Genomic DNA, 16,715 nt, shown 5'->3' on the forward strand with positions numbered 1-16,715 from the left:
GCCATACCAGCCCTGAAGGTATTTCTTCACCTCGTTCGTGATGGACTCGTAGCGCTTGCCGGCAAGCACGTTGATCACCGCCTGGGTACCCACAATCTGGGAGGTGGGTGTTACCAGTGGCGGGTAACCGAGATCCTTCCGCACCCGGGGAATTTCCTCGAATACGTCCTGGATGCGATCCAGCGCGCCCTGCTCCTTCAACTGGTTGGCGAGGTTGGACATCATGCCACCGGGCACCTGGGACAGCAGCACCGAGGTATCAACACCGTTATACGCACTCTCGAACTGGTGATACTTCTTGCGCACTTCCCGGAAATGGCGTGTGGCCTTGTCCAGCAGCTCCAGGTTCAGCCCGGTCTCCAGACCGGCATCGTGCAACGCCGCCACCAGGGATTCCGTGGGCGGATGGCTGGTGCCGCCGGCAAAGGCCGACAGCGCGGTATCGATATGATCAACGCCGGCTTCCATGGCCGCCCACTGGCACATGGGCGCCATGCCCGAGGTGGCGTGGGAGTGCAGGAACACCGGCAAATCCAGGGTCTGCTTCAGTTTACCGACCAGCTCGGCGGTTACCGCCGGCGTCAGCAGCCCGGCCATGTCCTTGATCGCGATACTGTCCGCGCCCATGTCGGCCATGGCTTTGGCCTGTTCCAGATAGGCATCGGTGCCATGCACCGGACTCACGGTGTAGCAGATGGTGCCCTGTGCATGCTTGCCAGCCTTCTTGACCGCCTTGATGCTGGTCTCGAGATTGCGCACATCGTTCAGGGCATCAAAAATGCGGAACACATCCATGCCATTCTCGGCGGCCTTGGCGACAAACGCCTCAACCACGTCATCGCCATAATGGCGATAGCCCAGAAGATTCTGGCCACGCAGCAACATCTGCAGGCGGGTGTTCGGCAGGGCCTTTCTCAGCGTACGCAGACGCTCCCAGGGATCTTCCTTCAGAAAGCGCACGCAGGCGTCGAAGGTGGCACCGCCCCAGCACTCCAGAGACCAGTAGCCAGCCTGGTCCAGCCATTCACAGGCAGGGAGCATGTCTTCGGTACGCATGCGGGTGGCAATCAGGGACTGGTGGGCGTCCCTGAGAATAACGTCGGTAATATGAATCTTGCGCTTGGTCATTGGGATCTCTCCGATGTTCTTTTACAGGCCCGCCTGGGCTGCGATGGCAGCCGCTATGGCAGTGGCGATGGATTCAGGGCGGGTCTTGGTGCTGTACTCAAGCAGTTGGGGATTGCTCTCCACGAAGCCGGTGTTGAAGTTGGCGGCCTGGAAATCCGGGTGCTCCAGAATCTGCTTGTAGTAGGGAATGGTGGTCTGCACGCCGTAAATGCCCATGTCCCCGAGAGCGCGCCGGGAGCGGGCAATCAGCTCGTCCCAGTCCATGGCCCAGACAATCAGCTTGGCGCACATGGAATCGTAATAGGGCGGAATCTCATAGCCCGTATACATGTTGGCATCGGTGCGCACGCCCGGGCCGCCGGCGGAATAGTAGCGGCTGATGCGGCCAAAGCTGGGCAGAAAGCCGTTCTTCGGATCTTCAGCGTTGATCCGGAACTGGGCAGCAAAGCCCCGGTAGGATATGTCTTCCTGCCTGAGGCCCAGTGGTTCGCCGGCAGCGATCCGTATCTGGGCCTTGATGATGTCCACCCCGGTAATTTCCTCGGTGATGGTGTGTTCCACCTGCACCCGGGTGTTCATTTCCATGAAGTAAAAGCTGCCGTCGTGGTCCAGCAGGAACTCGACGGTGCCGGCATTCACATAACCACACTGCTTCGCCACCCGTTTGGCCAGATCGCCGATGTATTCGCGCTGGCTTTCCTCAAGTTGCGGCGACGGCGCCAGCTCAATCAGCTTCTGGTTGCGGCGCTGGATGGAGCAGTCCCGCTCGTAGAGATGCACTACGTTGCCGTGGGTATCGGCAAGAATCTGGACCTCAATGTGTCGGGGCTCGATGATGCATTTCTCCAGGAACACCTCGGCACTGCCGAAGGCTTTGGTGGCCTCGGAAATGACCCGCTCGTAGTTCTGCCGAAGCTCCTTTTCGTTGTCGCATCGGCGGATACCCCGGCCGCCCCCGCCGGAGGTGGCCTTCAGCATCACCGGATAGCCGATATCCGCGGCCTGGGCCACAGCATCTTCCACATCTTCAAGGTTGCCATCCGATCCGGGAGTCACCGGCACGCCCGCAGCAACGGCGGTCTGGCGCGCCTGGGTCTTGTCTCCCATGGATGAAATCGCGTTTGCAGAAGGGCCCACAAAAGTGATCCCCCGCTGCTCGCAGATGGCTGCAAGCTCGGCATTCTCGGACAGAAATCCGTAACCGGGATGCAGCGCATCGCAGCCGGTTTCCACTGCCATATTCACAATATGGTGGGGGTTCAGGTACCCCGACAGGGGGTCCTTGCTGATCTGATAGGCTTCGTCGGCTTTCTTGACGTGCAGGGAATACTCGTCAGCCTCCGAATGAATGGCAACTGAGCGGATGCCCAGTTCGCTGCAGGCCCGGGCAATCCTGACCGCAATCTCTCCGCGATTGGCGATCAGCAGCTTCCGTATAGCCATGGAAAATCCTCCAGGTGATGGAAGTCGTTTGAGTCGAAAAGTTGGTGCTAAGGGCAGACACGCCCTCTTGGCTTGGGGGCTCAGGTGGCAGGTGGCGCCTGCGGCAAGATCGGAAAGCTGGCGCAATGCACTAATCCCGAGAAGCCACTGGCTCCTGAGAGGGTGCTGTTCTGGTGCAGACTGAAATCCCGCAAGCGGTTGCCATGGGAAAGTCCTCCCTCCTGACCACCGTCGTTTGTCACATCCGACAATAACGGGCAGAAAGCCGACTCACAGAACAGGGGTGCTGGCGCAGTGTCCGAGGAATGGGCCGGCAATGAAACCAGGGCCAATGCCAGAATCATGAAAAGGCTTAACACCCGTGTCCGGCATTTTTGTTGGGCGTCCTGCATGGGCGTCCTTTGGTGTGACTAAAGTCGCAATGAGTGTCACGTGATTGCAGCATCGATTCAATACGGTTTTCTGGGCCGAAAGCATCGATTTTTTCGAGCAATGACTCGCTACAGGTAGCTTTATTATTTCGCCTAGCGGTACCGACTTTTGCATTTATGTTGACATGTACCGCTGCTATCTCCGAATATGGAGATATTCTGCCACGCGGTATATGTTTTCGCTTTCTAGCAAGAGAGGCTATTCATGAACTTGAATTACACCACCGAGGAACTCGCGTTCCGTGATGAGGTCCGCGCGTTCCTGGAAAAAAAGCTGCCCGAGGATATCGCCGCCAAGGTGAAGGGGTTCCGCAGGCTCTCAAAGGAGGACCACCAGCGCTGGCAGAAAATCCTCAGCGAACAGGGTTGGTACGCCACCCACTGGCCGGAAGAATACGGCGGTGTGAACTGGAGCCCGGTTCAGAAACACATCTGGGATGAAGAGTCCTCTCGCTACGGGGCACCGCGTTCCGTGCCATTCGGCGTCAACATGGTGGCGCCGGTGATTATCAAGTTTGGCACCGAAGAGCAGAAGCAGAGATACCTGCCCAGAATCCTCAGCGGCGAAGACTGGTGGTGTCAGGGCTATTCCGAGCCCGGTGCCGGTTCAGACCTGGCGTCACTCAAGACCCGGGCCGTGCGCGAAGGCGACCACTATATTGTGAATGGCCAGAAGACCTGGACCACCCTGGGCCAGCACGCCAACATGATTTTCTGCCTGGTGCGCACCAACACCGAAGTGAAGGCCCAGGAGGGCATCTCCTTCCTGCTGATCGACATGAACACGCCAGGGATTACCGTACGCCCAATCATCACCCTGGATGGCGAGCACGAGGTCAATGAAGTCTTTTTCGAGGACGTAAAGGTCCCTGCTGAAAACCTGGTAGGCGAGGAAGACAAGGGTTGGACCTACGCCAAGTACCTACTGACGTACGAGCGCACTGGCCTGGCCGGCATTGGCATTTCCAAAGCTGCTCTCGAGCACTTGAAAGGGTTGGCGAGCCGTCGTCTGAAGAACGGCAAGCCCCTGATCGAAGACGCAACCTTCGGCCAGCGCATCGCCCAGGTTGAAATCGATCTGATGGCCGCGGCGATCAGTAACCTGCGGATCATTGCATCCGTAGAAGGCGGCGGTATGCCGGGAGCGGAAAGCTCCATGCTGAAAGTCCGCGGCACCGAGATTCGCCAGACGATCAATGATCTGGCTCGCCGGGCCATTGGCCCCTACGCCATTCCCTTCGTGGAAGAGGAACTGGATCTGGGTTATGACGGCGATTTCCTCTCTGACGAGAACGCTGCGCCGGTGGCCCCCCAGTACTTCAACAACCGCAAGCTGTCGATTTTCGGCGGGTCCAATGAGATCCAGAAGAACATCGTGTCGAAAATGATTCTCGGGCTTTAAGGAGGCGACCATGGATTTCCGACTGAATGAAGAGCAGCAGATGCTGCAGGACACCGTGGCCCGCCTGGTGCGCGGTGAATACAGCTTTGAGAAACGCCTGGAATACAGCGAATCCGAGCTGGGTTTCAGTGCCGATTTCTGGAAGCAGCTGGGTGAGCTGGGCCTGACGGCTGTGCCCTTCCCGGAAGAACTGGGCGGCTTTGGCGGAACGGGCGTTGAAGTACAGAGCGTGATGACCGAGCTGGGTCGCGGCCTGTGCATTGAACCCTACCTGCAATCGGTGGTTCTGGGCGGCGGGCTGATCAGCCAGGCCGGCAACAGCGAGCAGAAGGAACAGTGGCTTGGCGGCATCGCCACCGGCGAGGTGCGTGCGGCTGTTGGCCTCCAGGAGCCTCAGAGCTTCTATAATCTGAACGATGTCGAAACCCGTGCCGAGAAGTCTGGTGACGGCTATGTGCTGAACGGTCGAAAGGCCGTGGTGATCGGTGGCCATTGCGCCGATGTTCTGGTGGTATCTGCCCGGACTTCTGGCGACAGCCGCGATGCCGATGGCATCAGCCTGTTCCTGATTCCCGCTGACGCGGAAGGCATCGAGCGCCGGACTTATCCGACGATTGATGGCTTCAAAGGCTGCGACCTGTTCCTGAACAACGTCCAACTGGGCCCCGACGCCCTGCTTGGAGACGAAGGCAAGGCAGCCGAAGTGATTGAATATCAGACCGGGCGCGCCATTTCCGCCCTGTGCGGCGAAGCCGTGGGCGCCATGGAAGTGGCCTGTGACCTGACTCTGGAATACCTGAAGCAGCGCAAGCAGTTTGGTGTGCCCATCGGCAGGTTCCAGGTGCTACAGCACCGGATGGTGGACATGATGTCCGAGCTGGAACAGGCCCGCTCCATGGCCATCCTGGCCGCGAGTGTTGCCGACGAGCCCCAGAGCGACGAACGGCGCCGGATTCTCGCTGCCGCCAAGAACGTAATTGGCCGCAGCGGCCAGTTCATCTCCGAACAGGGTATCCAGTCCCACGGTGGCATCGGCATGACCTGGGAGTACAACTTCGCCCACTACGCCAAGCGACTGGTGATGATCAACCATCAGCTCGGCGATGACGACTTCCATCTTGAGCGCTACGCAGCGATGCTGCAGGCGAGCTAACGGGCTTGTCGAGTCACCGGCCCCGCTATCCAAAGGGGCCGGTGACCCGATGCGCCTCAGGTCGTCGAGGCCCCCTTCTTCCACTCCTCTTCCTGCAGCGCACGCCACATCAGTTTCCCCGTGGGCGACTTCGGTAACTGATCTACAAAGTCGATCATAGTCGGCACCTTGTAGGTCGCCATCTGTTCCTTGCACCAGGCAATGATGTCTTCGGCGCTGGTCTGGCCCTCGGCTTCCGGTGTCAAAACAATGCAGGCCTTTACCGTCTCGCCCCGCTTGGGGTCCGGCGCGGAAATGATACACACCTCATGGATTGCCGGATGCCGGTACATCAATCCCTCGACTTCCGATGGCCAGACCTTGTAGCCGGAAGCGTTGATCATCCGCTTGACGCGATCAACCATGAAGAAATAGCCGTCCTCGTCGTAATAGCCCAGATCGCCGGTGCGGAAGAATCGCTTGCCGTCGATTTCCACAAACGCCGCTTCGGTTTCTGCAGGACGGTTCCAATAGCCCTGGGTAACCTGGGGCCCACAGGAAACAATCTCCCCGGTTTCGCCCGGACCCTTTTCCTCAAGCGTGTCGACATCAATGATCCGGCTATCGACATCGAACACAGGAATGCCCAGGCACTGGGATTTCGGGTGGGCGTTGGGATTGATGTGGGTGGCCGCCATGGTTTCGGAAAGGCCGTAGCCCTCGATGTAGTCCAGCCCGGTCATCCGCTTGAGCTTTTCGGCCACGGCAGAGGGCATGGTGGCACCGCCGCCACCAATCATGTTGAGGCTGCTCAGATCGTATTGGCCGATATCGGGATTGGAGAGAAAGTCCACCGCCATGGTGACGATGTTGGTCCAGCCAGTGACTTTGTAGCGCTCGATCAGCCTTGATGCAGTGGTCCGGTCCCAGCGTGTCATAATCACTGAGGCCGCGCCCGCCGCAATGGGTCCATTCATGGAACCGGTCATGCCGGTAACGTGGAAGAACGGCAGGGTGGCGAGCTGAACGCTGTCCGGTGTGGTCAGGTTCCAGAATATCCGGTGGATGGCCGTGGCCATCACCGACCGGTGGGTGTGCATGCAGCCCTTGGGCGCACCGGTAGTACCGGAACTGTAGGGAATCACCGCCAGATCATCCGGCGTGGCCGTGTGGGGGCCCGGCGTGTGTCCGGCGGCCATCGCCGCTTCCCAGGTAATAACCCCAGGCATTTCCTGTGACCAGGCCGGTGCCGCCACTTCAGCCGGAAGGTCCAGATCCGTCTCGGGATCGATGTAGGTGCTGTAAGAAGCCACCACCACCTGTTCAAGATTGCTGTCGCCAATCATCGGTGCAATGAAACCCGCCAGTTCCTGGCCGGCCAGGCAAACCGAGGCGCCGGTATCGGCTATGAAATGTTCCAGCTCCGCCGCCCGGTTCATCGGATTGACCGGTATCACGACAGCATCGGCCCGCAGGATGGCGTAATAGGAGATCACATACTGGGGAGAGTTCTGCATATACAGCAGCACCCGATCGCCCTTCTTCACGCCCTGCGCCTGCAGGTAGCCCGCCATCGTCTCGACTTCCTCGTTGAGACGCCGGTAGGTTATCGGCGCATCGTAGAAGATGATGGCGGTATGGTCCGGATAGCGCCGCGCCGAAATCTCCAGGTTGGTGTAAACGCTGGTTTTCGGAAGCGTCATGGTTTTCGGCAGTTCTTTGGGCCAGACCTTGTAGTGACGATCAAACATCTTGTTATTCTCCAGGGTAAATCTGAACTCTCAGTGCTTCGAACCTTCGCAGGCAATCTTCCACCCGGTATCCGCCAGCAAGCTTGCCCGCTTGCCGACTTCCAGGGCGTTGGCATTGGCGGCATTGCCATCCAGCGCCCGCTTGTAGACGCCCTGCAAAATCGCCGCGAGGCGGAATAACGAGAACGCCAGAAACACATGCCAGTCCCCAATGCCTTCCCGGCCCGTCTTCTCGCAGTAGCGGCGGATAATGGCCTGCTCGTCCGGAAGACCCAGCGCCTCAAGGTTTTCACCCTGTAATCCGCGCATCCCCTCCATGTCGGCGGGCAGGTAAAAGGGCAGGCAAAAATAGGCCAGGTCTGCCAGGGGATGACCCAGTGTGGACAGTTCCCAATCCAGAATGGCGATCACCTCCGGTCGATCCGCAGCCAGCATCAGGTTTCCGAAGCGGTAATCACCGTGGGCGATGGCGGTTTCGTCCTGTGCTGGCAGATGTTCCGGCAACCAGGCCATCAGTTTGTCCATGGCCGGCAGATCATCGGTTTTAGAGGCCAGGTACTGCTTGCTCCAGCGCGCAACCTGGCGCTCCACATAGCCCTCGGGCCGGCCGTAGTCGCCCAGGCCAACGGCGTTCACATCCACTTTATGAAGCGCTGCCAGGGTATCGATGGCGGAATGGTAAGCCGGCAGACGGTCCTCACGATCAAGATCCCGCAGCGCCGAATGGGTGATGATCCGCCCCTCCAGAAAGTCCATGACGTAAAAGGGCGTACCAATCACACCGGCGTCTTCACACAGCACCCGAACGTTGGGCACTGGTACCTCTGTATGTTCGCCCAGCGCCCGCATGACCTTGTATTCCCGCTCGACCATGTGAGCTGACGGCAAGGTTTTCCCCGGCGGCTTTTTGCGCAGCACATAGCTTCCGCTTTCGGTTTCCAGCAGGAATGTGGGGTTGGACTGGCCACCCTGGAATTGCCTGACCTCCATTCGGCTACCAAATTCCGGCAGCGAATTCTGTAGCCATGCCAGAAGTCGGGTTTCGTCGAACTTGTGGGCCGGGAGAACATCGACCAATTCTGGGGTCATACTCATTTTTATTTTAAGCCTTCAGTCATCTCTGAAATTCGCTGGCCGACGGGTGGGGGTGCCTTTGTGCAGGGAACAAAGGTGTCTGAGCGCAGCGAGTTCTTTTTCCCGGAACAAAGGCACCCCCACCTGTCGTGCCTCCCCATTGCATATGTCAAACCTCAGCAAATAGTCTCCCCGCCATCAGCGACGATTACCTGTCCGGTGATGTAGGCACTGGCTTTAGTAGACAAAAACACGGCCAGGCCGGCGATATCCACCGGATCACCAATCCTACGTAGCGGAGTTTTGTCTTCCGCCTGCTTTGCACGGACCGGGTCGTCCCAGAGCGCTTTGGCAAAGTCGGTTTTGATCAGGCCAGGAGCAATGCTGTTGATCCGGATACCTTTTGGTCCCCACTCAACCGCCAGATTACGGGCCAGAGCGGCTTCGGCGGCTTTGGAGACGCCGTAGGTGCCGATCACCGTGTTGCCTCGAAGGCCTGCAATGCTGGAGAGCAGAACGACCGCACCCTCGCCTTTTTCCGCCATCTGGGGCAGCACCATGTTGGTCAGCCAGAAGGTGCTTTTGACGTTGGTGTCCATGATCTTGTCCCAGGCGTCGTCGGTCATTTCTGCCGTGGGTCCGTAGACCGGGTTGGTGGCGGCGTTGCACACCAGTACATCGATGCTGCCCCAGGCTTTGTTGGTTTTCTCTACCAGGTTCTGCAGGTCTTCTTTCCTGCCCACGTGACAGGGAACGGCCATGGCCTCGAAGCCCTGCGCCTTGAGTTCCTCCGCCACCTGCTCACAGGCCTCGGCCTTTCGGCTGGAGATAACCACTTTCGCGCCACAGACGGCCATTTCCCCGGCGATGGCGCGGCCGATTCCTTTGGTGGAACCGGTAATCACCGCGACTTTGCCGGTCATATCAAACAGTGGATTGTTCATCGTCAGGTCCTCGCGCACTGTCTCAGAGGTGATCGATTCAGCGATACTGCCGAAGCTCCATCTTGGCGATGGAATCCATGTGCACTTCGTCCGGCCCGTCCGCCAGGCGCAGTGTCCGAACCTTGGCCCAGGCCTCGGCCAGGAAGGTGTCCTGGGAAACCCCTGCACCACCGTGCACCTGAATGGCCCGATCGATGACCTTCAAGGCCATGCTCGGTGCAATCACCTTGATCATGGCGATTTCCTGACGGGCCACCTTGTTGCCGACGGTGTCCATCATGTGCGCAGCTTTCAGGGTCATCAGGCGGGCCTGCTCAATCTCCATACGGCTACGGGCGATGTCCTTGCGAATGGAGTCAAACTCCGAGAGCTTCCGGCCAAAGGCCTCACGGGCGTTGGCGCGTTTGCACATGAGCTCCAGGGCACGCTCCGCAACGCCGATGGTGCGCATGCAGTGATGGATCCGGCCCGGCCCGAGCCGGCCCTGGGCAATCTCGAAACCACGGCCCTCGCCAAGGAGCATGTTGCTAGCCGGCACCCGCACGTTGTCGTAGTGAATTTCCGCGTGGCCGTGTGGCGCATGATCGTAGCCGAACACATGCAGCGGGCGGATCATCTTCACACCGGGCGCATCCAGAGGCACCAGAATCATGGACTGCTGCTTGTGTTTTTCGGCATCAGGATCGGTTTTGCCCATGACAATGGCGATTTTCGAGTTTCGGGTCATGGCGCCGGAAGACCACCATTTACGACCGTTGACCACGTACTCGTCGCCCTCGCGGCGGATTTCGCAGGCGATGTTGGTGGCGTCTGAAGATGCCACGTCCGGCTCGGTCATGGAGAAGCAGGAGCGGATTTCGCCATCAAGGAGCGGCTTCAGCCACTGCTCCTGCTGCTGGGCGTTGCCGTAGCGGGCAATCGTCTCCATGTTGCCGGTGTCGGGGGCCGAGCAGTTGAATACCTCGGGGGCCATGGCCGAACGGCCCATGATTTCGCAGAGGTGGGCGTACTCGAAGTTGCTGAGGCCTGCACCGAATTCGCTGTCAGGCAGAAACAGGTTCCACAGGCCGGCGGCTTTGGCCTTCTGCTTCAGTTCTTCAATAATGGGGACCGGCGCCCACCGGTCCTCGGCATCTTCGATCTGTCGATGATGAGCCTCTTCGTTCGGGTAGATGTGGGCAGCCATGAATTCGTTTAACTCAGACTGCAGCTGTTTCGCCCTGTCAGACAGCTCGAACATTGCCGTTTCCTCTTGTTGTTTTGGTTCGCGACCGCCATCAAACCGGCAATCACCTGTTCCGATCACGCCAATCAGATCGGCACGCCCTCCGGCTTCTCGCTGCCGGAGCGAATGCGAAACGTGGCCTCGGCAATAGCCAGAAGGTTGCCCTGATCGTCATGTACTTCGCCCGTGCTGTTGAAGATCCGGCTTCCTCCGGCGCGTTTACGACCGGTTACCCGGATCACACCTTCAGAACACTGGCCGGTAAACGTGGTGGTGAGGGACAGGGTGATAGCCTTGCGCATCCTGCCCGGATACGGGCAGTAAGTGCCCGCTAGCGCCATGGCAATGTCCAGCAGGGAGGTCAGTACGCCACCATGAATAACGCCGCCCAGATTCAGATGCCCGGGCCGAAGCTCCAGCTCAATGACCGCTTCGTTTTCTTCCCAGGAAGCCTGACGGTAGCCAAGAAGACTGTGGAAGCCAGGCAGATCCTGCCCGTGGGTGGTGTGGCGGTTTTCCTCATTCATCAGACAATCATTCCTGGTGGGCCAGTGCTCTTGTTGTCTTTGTAATTTGTCACGCCTTACGGTTTTGAGTCAATATATTTGAAAGGTTGTTTCGACTAGCAAAACACAGCCCGCCAGGACCAACGAAAAATGAAAGATACAATGGATAGCAGACCGATGTTTCTGTCTGCCATTGCCGCTGAACACATCGGTTGGGCTGGCGTGAGGCGTTGATATCGCGCCTTCCCGGGTCAGAAGAAGCTGGCCTGATGAACTACCCTTGAGTGAAGGACAGCTGCAAACCCGAACCACAAACATCCTATTGCAAAGCCCCGATGTTGTGATAGATTCAGAGAATAAAATTCACCCTGCAGTTACGAGTTCTGCACAGTGAAACACGAAGCAAAGCCACTACAACAATGAACGAGGCACGCTCATGAAACTCTTTGCTACTGCTCGCAAGACTCTGACGGTGTATGCGTCAGCCCTTACTCTCGGTATTACCGCTGCGCTCTCGGCGGCACCCGCTGCGGCCCAGGACACTTTTACCTGGAAGGTGCAGTCCCACTGGCCGGGTTCCAGCAGCTCCTACACAGACAGCCTTGGCCGGATCAAGCGGGTTCTGGAAGAGCGCACCGATGGCCGCCTGAAACTGCAGCTCTACGAGGCTGGCGCCCTGTTCAAGGCTACGGATACTTTCAACGCGGTGAGTCGTGGCATCCTGGAAATGGGCACCATCTCCCCGGCCTATGCCCAGGACAAGATCTCCCTCGCCGGCATTGCCTCTGGCCTGCCGTTTGCCTTCCGCAACGTCTGGGAGGCCGCCTACTTCCACCAGAACCTTGGGTTCGAACAGATGCTGCGAGATGAAGCGGCAGAGCATGACGTTTACTGGGCCACGGACAAAGTCTACCCGACTGAAATGGTGGTCAAGGAGCCGATTGAAAGCGTTGAGGACTTCAACAGCCTGAAGATCCGTTCCTCCGGCGCCCTGCAAACCTTCCTGACCGAAGCCGGAGCCGCCGCCTCCTACATTCCTGGCAGTGAACTCTACTCAGCGCTGGATTCCGGCATCGTGGACGGCGCCCACTGGGGTGCAGCCCAGGGTGCCTACAGCATGGGCCTGTATGAAGTGGCCAAGTACCATGTGCAGCCCGCCCTGAACATTGCTGGCACCGACGTGATCATCGTCAGCCAGAAGGCTCTGAACAAGCTGCCGGAAGACATGCAGAAGATCGTGAAGGATGCCCTCAGCGAACAGTTCTGGATCCGCACCAACGAGTACCAGTACAAGGAACGTATCACCCTGGCCAAGGCCATCGAGGAACAGGGTGTGCAACTGAATGTCCTTCCGGATGAAGTCCAGGACAAGCTGGTTGCTACCGCCCAGGCCATGTGGGACGAGGAAGGCAAACGCAGCGAAAATGCCAAGAAGGCGCTGGATATGCTGAAAGGCTATCTGGCCGATCTCGGCTACCTCTGATCAGCCTTTGCTCTGACCCGGGCCGGAGTCACCGACTCCGGCCTTTCCACCCCCGAAGCCAACCTGCATACAGTGGGAGACTGCCATGAGCGCGATGATCGCCGCCTTCATGAGAGGGGTTACCCGCCTCAATGATTTCGTTGGCCGGTGGGTGGCCCTGCTGATTTTCGCGATGTTCGTGTTCCTTCTGCTCGAGGTCGGCTTCCGCTACCTGCTCAATTCTCCGACGGTCTGGACCAACGAACTGACTCAGATGCTTTTCGGCATCTACGCGGTGATGTCCGGTGGTTACATCATGGCTCATCGCGGCCACGTCAACGTAGACCTGCTGCATTCGCACCTGAGGCCTCGGAAGCGCGCAGCACTGGACATTGTCACCTCTGCGGTCTTTTTCATTTTCACCCTCGCCCTGCTGTGGTTCGGGATCGACATGGCCCGGGAATCCATGTCCAGCTGGGAGACATCCTACTCGGCCTGGAACCCGCCCATCTGGCCGGTGAAACTGGCCATCCCGATCGGTACCGCACTGCTGGTTCTGCAAGGGTTGGTCAAACTGCTTGAAGACATTGCCGTGGCCTTCAACCTGGATTACTACACACCCGAAGAGACGGGCCCTGAAGGAGAGCAGCTGTGAGTATTGAAGCCCTGACTCTCCTGTTTTTCGGTTCGCTGCTGTTTTTCCTGCTGCTGGGCCTGCCACTGGCGTTTGTTCTGGGTGGCGTCTCGGTGGTGTTCCTGTATTTCACCTGGGGGTTTGATTCCTTCTATATGGTTGCCTCCCAGATCTGGGGCACCATGGAAAGCTTCACCCTGGTGGCCATTCCCCTTTTTGTATTCATGGCCATGATTCTGGAGCGAACCGGGGTGGCCCGGGATCTTTACCGGATGATGCATCTCTGGTGTGGTGGTTTGAGGGGCGGCCTGGCCCTGGGCACCCTTGGCATCTGTGCGGTGTTTGCCGCCATGGTGGGCATCAGCGGTGCGGCGGTGGTAGCCATGGGCACCATCGCGCTGCCCTCCATGCTTGAGCGGGGCTACGACCGCAAAATGGCCCTGGGTGTGATCAACACCGGCGGTGGCTGGGGCATTCTGATTCCGCCCAGCATCCTGATGATTCTCTACGCCCTGATCACCGGCGTTTCCGTCGGCCAGATGTTCGCCGCGGGCATTATGCCCGGCATCCTGCTGATGGTGCTGACTGCCATCTACATCCTTGTGCGCTGCCACCTGCAGCCCGAGCTGGCACCGGCGCTGCCAAAAGAAGACCGGGGTACCTGGCCAGAGAAGCTCCGGGCTTTGCGGGCAGTGCTTCTGCCAATTGGCGTGGTGGTCATGGTACTGGGCTCAATTATCGGCGGTATCACCACCCCGACTGAAGCGGCTGCCATGGGCGTTCTGGGCGCCCTGATCTCGGCCGCAGTGTACAAGCAATTCAAATGGAGCATCCTGAAAGAAGCCGCCATCCGCACCTTCAAGCTCACCGGCATGATCATGTGGATCCTGTTTGCCGCCCACGCCTTCAGCGCCGCCTACCAGAGCATGGGCGCCCAGGAACTGATCGAGGGCCTGATGAACATGGTCCCCGGTGGCCCCTGGGGCATCATCATCGCCATGATGGTGATCGTGTTCCTGCTGGCCATGGTGCTGGACCCGGTGGGCATTATGTTGATCACCCTGCCGGTGTTCATGCCGATTGTCGAATCCCTGGGCTTTGATCCGATCTGGTTCGGTATCCTGTTCGTGATCAACATGGAAATCGGCTACATGACGCCCCCCTTCGGCTTCAACCTGTTCTACCTGAAGGGCATTGTGCCGCCGTCGATCACCATGAAGGATATCTACACGTCAGTGATTCCTTTTGTGTTGGTGGAGATCGTCGGCATTATTCTGATCATGATGTTTCCGGAGATTGCCACCTGGTTGCCCGATCTGTTGTTCTGAGACTGAGTGAACCCAAAATTTTGGCAGTGAATCCGTGAAAGCGCTAATCTCATAGGGCTCCCGGCACACGGAATCCGGGGCCCAACACAAGGAGAGACGCTTATGCACGGCCCATTTCCGGCATCCCTGCACACTGCAGTAATCACCTCACTGTTTACCCTGTTCGCGCTATTTTCCACGGGCACCCAGGCCCAGGGCCTGTCCGACCGGGTTATCTCATCGTTTATCGATAGTCTGAAAGCCGCAGAGCAACTGAGCTCCGAATTTGATGATCTGAGCGATGAGATGGACGCTCCAAACGATGGCTCAATGCCTGACTTTTCCAGCATGTTTTCAGATTCACTGAGTGAACTGGAAGGCCATCAGGCCTATGGCAAACTTGAAGACCTGGTTCAGGACCATGGTTTCGGAAGTCTTGAAGAGTGGGCCACAACCGGCGACCGGATTTTCCAGGCCTGGATGGCCATCGAGATGGAGCAGCAGAACCCGGCTGCTCGTCAGGAGATGGACGCAGCTATGGCGGAAATCGAGAACAGCCCCCACATGACAGCCGAGCAGAGAGCCCAGATGCGGGCCATGATGCAAAGTGCCATGGGCGCAATGGAAAGTGCGAGCAACGCGCCGCCAGCAGATGTAGAGGCAGTACGCCCCCACGTTGAAGCCCTGAGGGAAGCAGGCAACTACTGATATCTCGGGCCAGGAAAACAAAAGCCCGGCGGTAACCCGCCGGGCTTTCTTGTTTTGCTAAACAACCATCAGGCTGTCCAGGCAGCAGCCATCACGACATCAGGTTGTAAACAAACACAATAGCAACCGCGATGGGGGTAACAAACCGGATCAGGTTGTACCAGAGGGTGAAAGCACCGCCCTGAAGCGCCAGATCGGTTTTCAGTGACTCCTTCGCCACGAACCAGCCGACAAACACCGCGGTCAGCAGACCGGAAAGGGGAAGCAGCACGTTGGCCGTGAAGAAGTCCAGCAGGTCAAAGATGGTCTTGCCCTCAAAACGCTCGAACATGGCCAGCGGGGCCACATCGGCCCAGACGTTGAGCGACAGGATCGAGGCAATACCCAGCGCCCAGCAAAGCACACCCACCAGAACAGCACTGCCTGTGCGTGCGAAACTGGTTTTTTCCTCAACCCATTCAACCACCGGCTCCAGCAGGGAAATACCGGAGGTCCAGGCGGCGAACAACAGCAGGATAAAGAACAGGGTGCCAAACAGGCCGCCCATGGGCATATTGCCGAAGGCCAGCGGCAGGGTCTGGAAGATCAGGCCGGGGCCGGCACCGGCTTCCAGGCCGTTGGCAAACACCACCGGGAAGATGGCCAGGCCGGCCAGCAGCGCCACAACGGTATCCATGATGGCGACGCCTACGGCGGTACGGCCAATGGACACATCCCGGCCCAGGTAGGAGCCGTAGGCCATCATGATCGCCATACCCAGGCTCAGGGTAAAGAAGGCGTGACCGAGGGCGATCAACACGCCGTTAATGGTCAAAGCCCCAAAATTCGGCGTGAACAGGAAGCTGACGGCCTCTCCGAAATGGCCCGTTGTGGTGGCATAGCCAACGGCCACCAGCAAGAGGATAAACAGGGCCGGCATCAGGATGGTAACAGCCCGCTCCAGACCGCCTTTCAGTCCCTGGGAAACCACCAGGATAACCAGTGCCATAAAGACGGTGTGCCAGAGCAGCAACTGACCGGGGCTGGCCAGAAGGCCACCGAACAACTCACCAATGGAGTCTGCCGTGCCACCGGTAAAATCACCCATGGCGGCATGTCCTACGTAGGACGCGGCCCAGCCACCAATCACCGAATAAAAGGAGAGGATCACAAAGGCCGCAATCATCCCGATGATGGCAGAGATCCGCCAGCCCGGGGCGCTGAGATTGCGCTCGGCTACCAGGCGCATGCTGGTAATGGGGTTGTGGCGACCATTACGGCCGATAAATACTTCCGCCATCATGATGGGAATACCGATTACTGCAATACACAGCAGGTAAACCAGCACAAAGGCGCCACCACCATTTTCGCCGGTAACGTAGGGGAACTTCCAGATATTACCAAGACCGACGGCCGAACCGGTTGCCGCCAGAATAAACGCCAACCGGGAGGACCAGAGACCACGGGCGGCCCCTGAACCGTTGCCCGAAACCGAGTTGGACTGAGTCATGTTGTGTTCCTGTGCTTTTGGCTGAGGAATGTCTTGAAAAAGGATAGCCGCGGCGTTGCCGGGGCAATTGGGGCGGGAT

The 16,715-nt window shown here is 58.6% G+C and carries 15 protein-coding genes; 6 read left to right on the plus strand and 9 right to left on the minus strand.

Annotated elements, in window-relative coordinates:
- The 3 genes from QZ534_RS14915 to QZ534_RS14925 form a co-directional block, all read right to left on the minus strand.
- The coding region (locus tag QZ534_RS14915) for a pyruvate carboxylase subunit B (RefSeq protein WP_296935447.1) at positions 1 to 1,128 on the minus strand (1,128 nt) is incomplete at its 3' end.
- Between the two features lie 21 nt (positions 1,129 to 1,149).
- Positions 1,150 to 2,571, minus strand: coding sequence for an acetyl-CoA carboxylase biotin carboxylase subunit (locus tag QZ534_RS14920; protein WP_296935449.1), 1,422 nt, complete (start codon positions 2,569 to 2,571; stop codon positions 1,150 to 1,152).
- Between the two features lie 80 nt (positions 2,572 to 2,651).
- Positions 2,652 to 2,915, minus strand: coding sequence for a hypothetical protein (locus QZ534_RS14925; protein ID WP_296935451.1), 264 nt, complete (start codon positions 2,913 to 2,915; stop codon positions 2,652 to 2,654).
- A gap of 292 nt (positions 2,916 to 3,207) precedes the next feature.
- On the opposite strand from QZ534_RS14925, the gene QZ534_RS14930 reads away from it, so the two are divergent.
- Both QZ534_RS14930 and QZ534_RS14935 read left to right on the plus strand, forming a co-directional pair.
- Complete coding sequence (locus QZ534_RS14930) at positions 3,208 to 4,404, plus strand: acyl-CoA dehydrogenase family protein (RefSeq protein WP_296935453.1); 1,197 nt, start codon at positions 3,208 to 3,210, stop codon at positions 4,402 to 4,404.
- Positions 4,405 to 4,414: 10 nt separating this feature from the next.
- On the plus strand, positions 4,415 to 5,557 hold the full coding sequence (locus QZ534_RS14935) for an acyl-CoA dehydrogenase (RefSeq protein WP_296935455.1): 1,143 nt from the start codon (positions 4,415 to 4,417) through the stop codon (positions 5,555 to 5,557).
- Between the two features lie 56 nt (positions 5,558 to 5,613).
- Here the strand turns inward: QZ534_RS14935 and QZ534_RS14940 are convergent, their stop codons facing one another.
- From QZ534_RS14940 to QZ534_RS14960, 5 genes are all read right to left on the minus strand, one after another.
- Positions 5,614 to 7,287 carry a long-chain fatty acid--CoA ligase gene (locus QZ534_RS14940; RefSeq protein WP_296935457.1) on the minus strand — a complete coding sequence of 558 codons (1,674 nt, stop codon included), beginning with the start codon at positions 7,285 to 7,287 and terminating at the stop codon, positions 5,614 to 5,616.
- Positions 7,288 to 7,317: 30 nt separating this feature from the next.
- Positions 7,318 to 8,382, minus strand: coding sequence for a phosphotransferase (locus QZ534_RS14945; protein ID WP_296935459.1), 1,065 nt, complete (start codon positions 8,380 to 8,382; stop codon positions 7,318 to 7,320).
- Positions 8,383 to 8,537: 155 nt separating this feature from the next.
- Positions 8,538 to 9,305, minus strand: a complete 768-nt coding sequence (locus tag QZ534_RS14950; RefSeq protein WP_296935461.1) for an SDR family NAD(P)-dependent oxidoreductase — start codon at positions 9,303 to 9,305, stop codon at positions 8,538 to 8,540.
- 37 nt (positions 9,306 to 9,342) lie between these two features.
- On the minus strand, positions 9,343 to 10,545 hold the full coding sequence (locus QZ534_RS14955; RefSeq protein ID WP_296935464.1) for an acyl-CoA dehydrogenase family protein: 1,203 nt from the start codon (positions 10,543 to 10,545) through the stop codon (positions 9,343 to 9,345).
- Between the two features lie 71 nt (positions 10,546 to 10,616).
- Positions 10,617 to 11,057: a PaaI family thioesterase gene (locus QZ534_RS14960; protein WP_296935465.1), complete on the minus strand. Its 441-nt coding sequence runs from the start codon at positions 11,055 to 11,057 to the stop codon at positions 10,617 to 10,619.
- 415 nt (positions 11,058 to 11,472) lie between these two features.
- On the opposite strand from QZ534_RS14960, the gene dctP reads away from it, so the two are divergent.
- The 4 genes from dctP to QZ534_RS14980 all read left to right on the plus strand — a co-directional run bounded on the left by dctP (position 11,473) and on the right by QZ534_RS14980 (position 15,147).
- Complete coding sequence (gene dctP / locus QZ534_RS14965; RefSeq protein WP_296935466.1) at positions 11,473 to 12,519, plus strand: TRAP transporter substrate-binding protein DctP; 1,047 nt, start codon at positions 11,473 to 11,475, stop codon at positions 12,517 to 12,519.
- An 85-nt stretch (positions 12,520 to 12,604) separates the two neighbouring features.
- Positions 12,605 to 13,153: a TRAP transporter small permease subunit gene (locus tag QZ534_RS14970; protein WP_296935467.1), complete on the plus strand. Its 549-nt coding sequence runs from the start codon at positions 12,605 to 12,607 to the stop codon at positions 13,151 to 13,153.
- The gene (locus QZ534_RS14975) at positions 13,150 to 14,460 is read left to right on the plus strand and encodes a TRAP transporter large permease subunit (protein ID WP_296935469.1); all 1,311 of its coding nucleotides are present in this window, start codon (positions 13,150 to 13,152) and stop codon (positions 14,458 to 14,460) included. The genes QZ534_RS14970 and QZ534_RS14975 overlap by 4 nt, the downstream gene beginning before the upstream one ends.
- Before the next feature lie 102 nt (positions 14,461 to 14,562).
- Positions 14,563 to 15,147: a hypothetical protein gene (locus QZ534_RS14980; RefSeq protein ID WP_296935471.1), complete on the plus strand. Its 585-nt coding sequence runs from the start codon at positions 14,563 to 14,565 to the stop codon at positions 15,145 to 15,147.
- Between the two features lie 91 nt (positions 15,148 to 15,238).
- Here the strand turns inward: QZ534_RS14980 and QZ534_RS14985 are convergent, their stop codons facing one another.
- A complete protein-coding gene (locus tag QZ534_RS14985; RefSeq protein WP_296935473.1) occupies positions 15,239 to 16,636 on the minus strand; it encodes a sodium-dependent transporter in 1,398 nt (465 codons plus the stop codon).
- Positions 16,637 to 16,715 lie beyond the last annotated feature (79 nt).

This window comes from uncultured Marinobacter sp. (assembly GCF_913055835.1).
Lineage (GTDB): Bacteria > Pseudomonadota > Gammaproteobacteria > Pseudomonadales > Oleiphilaceae > Marinobacter.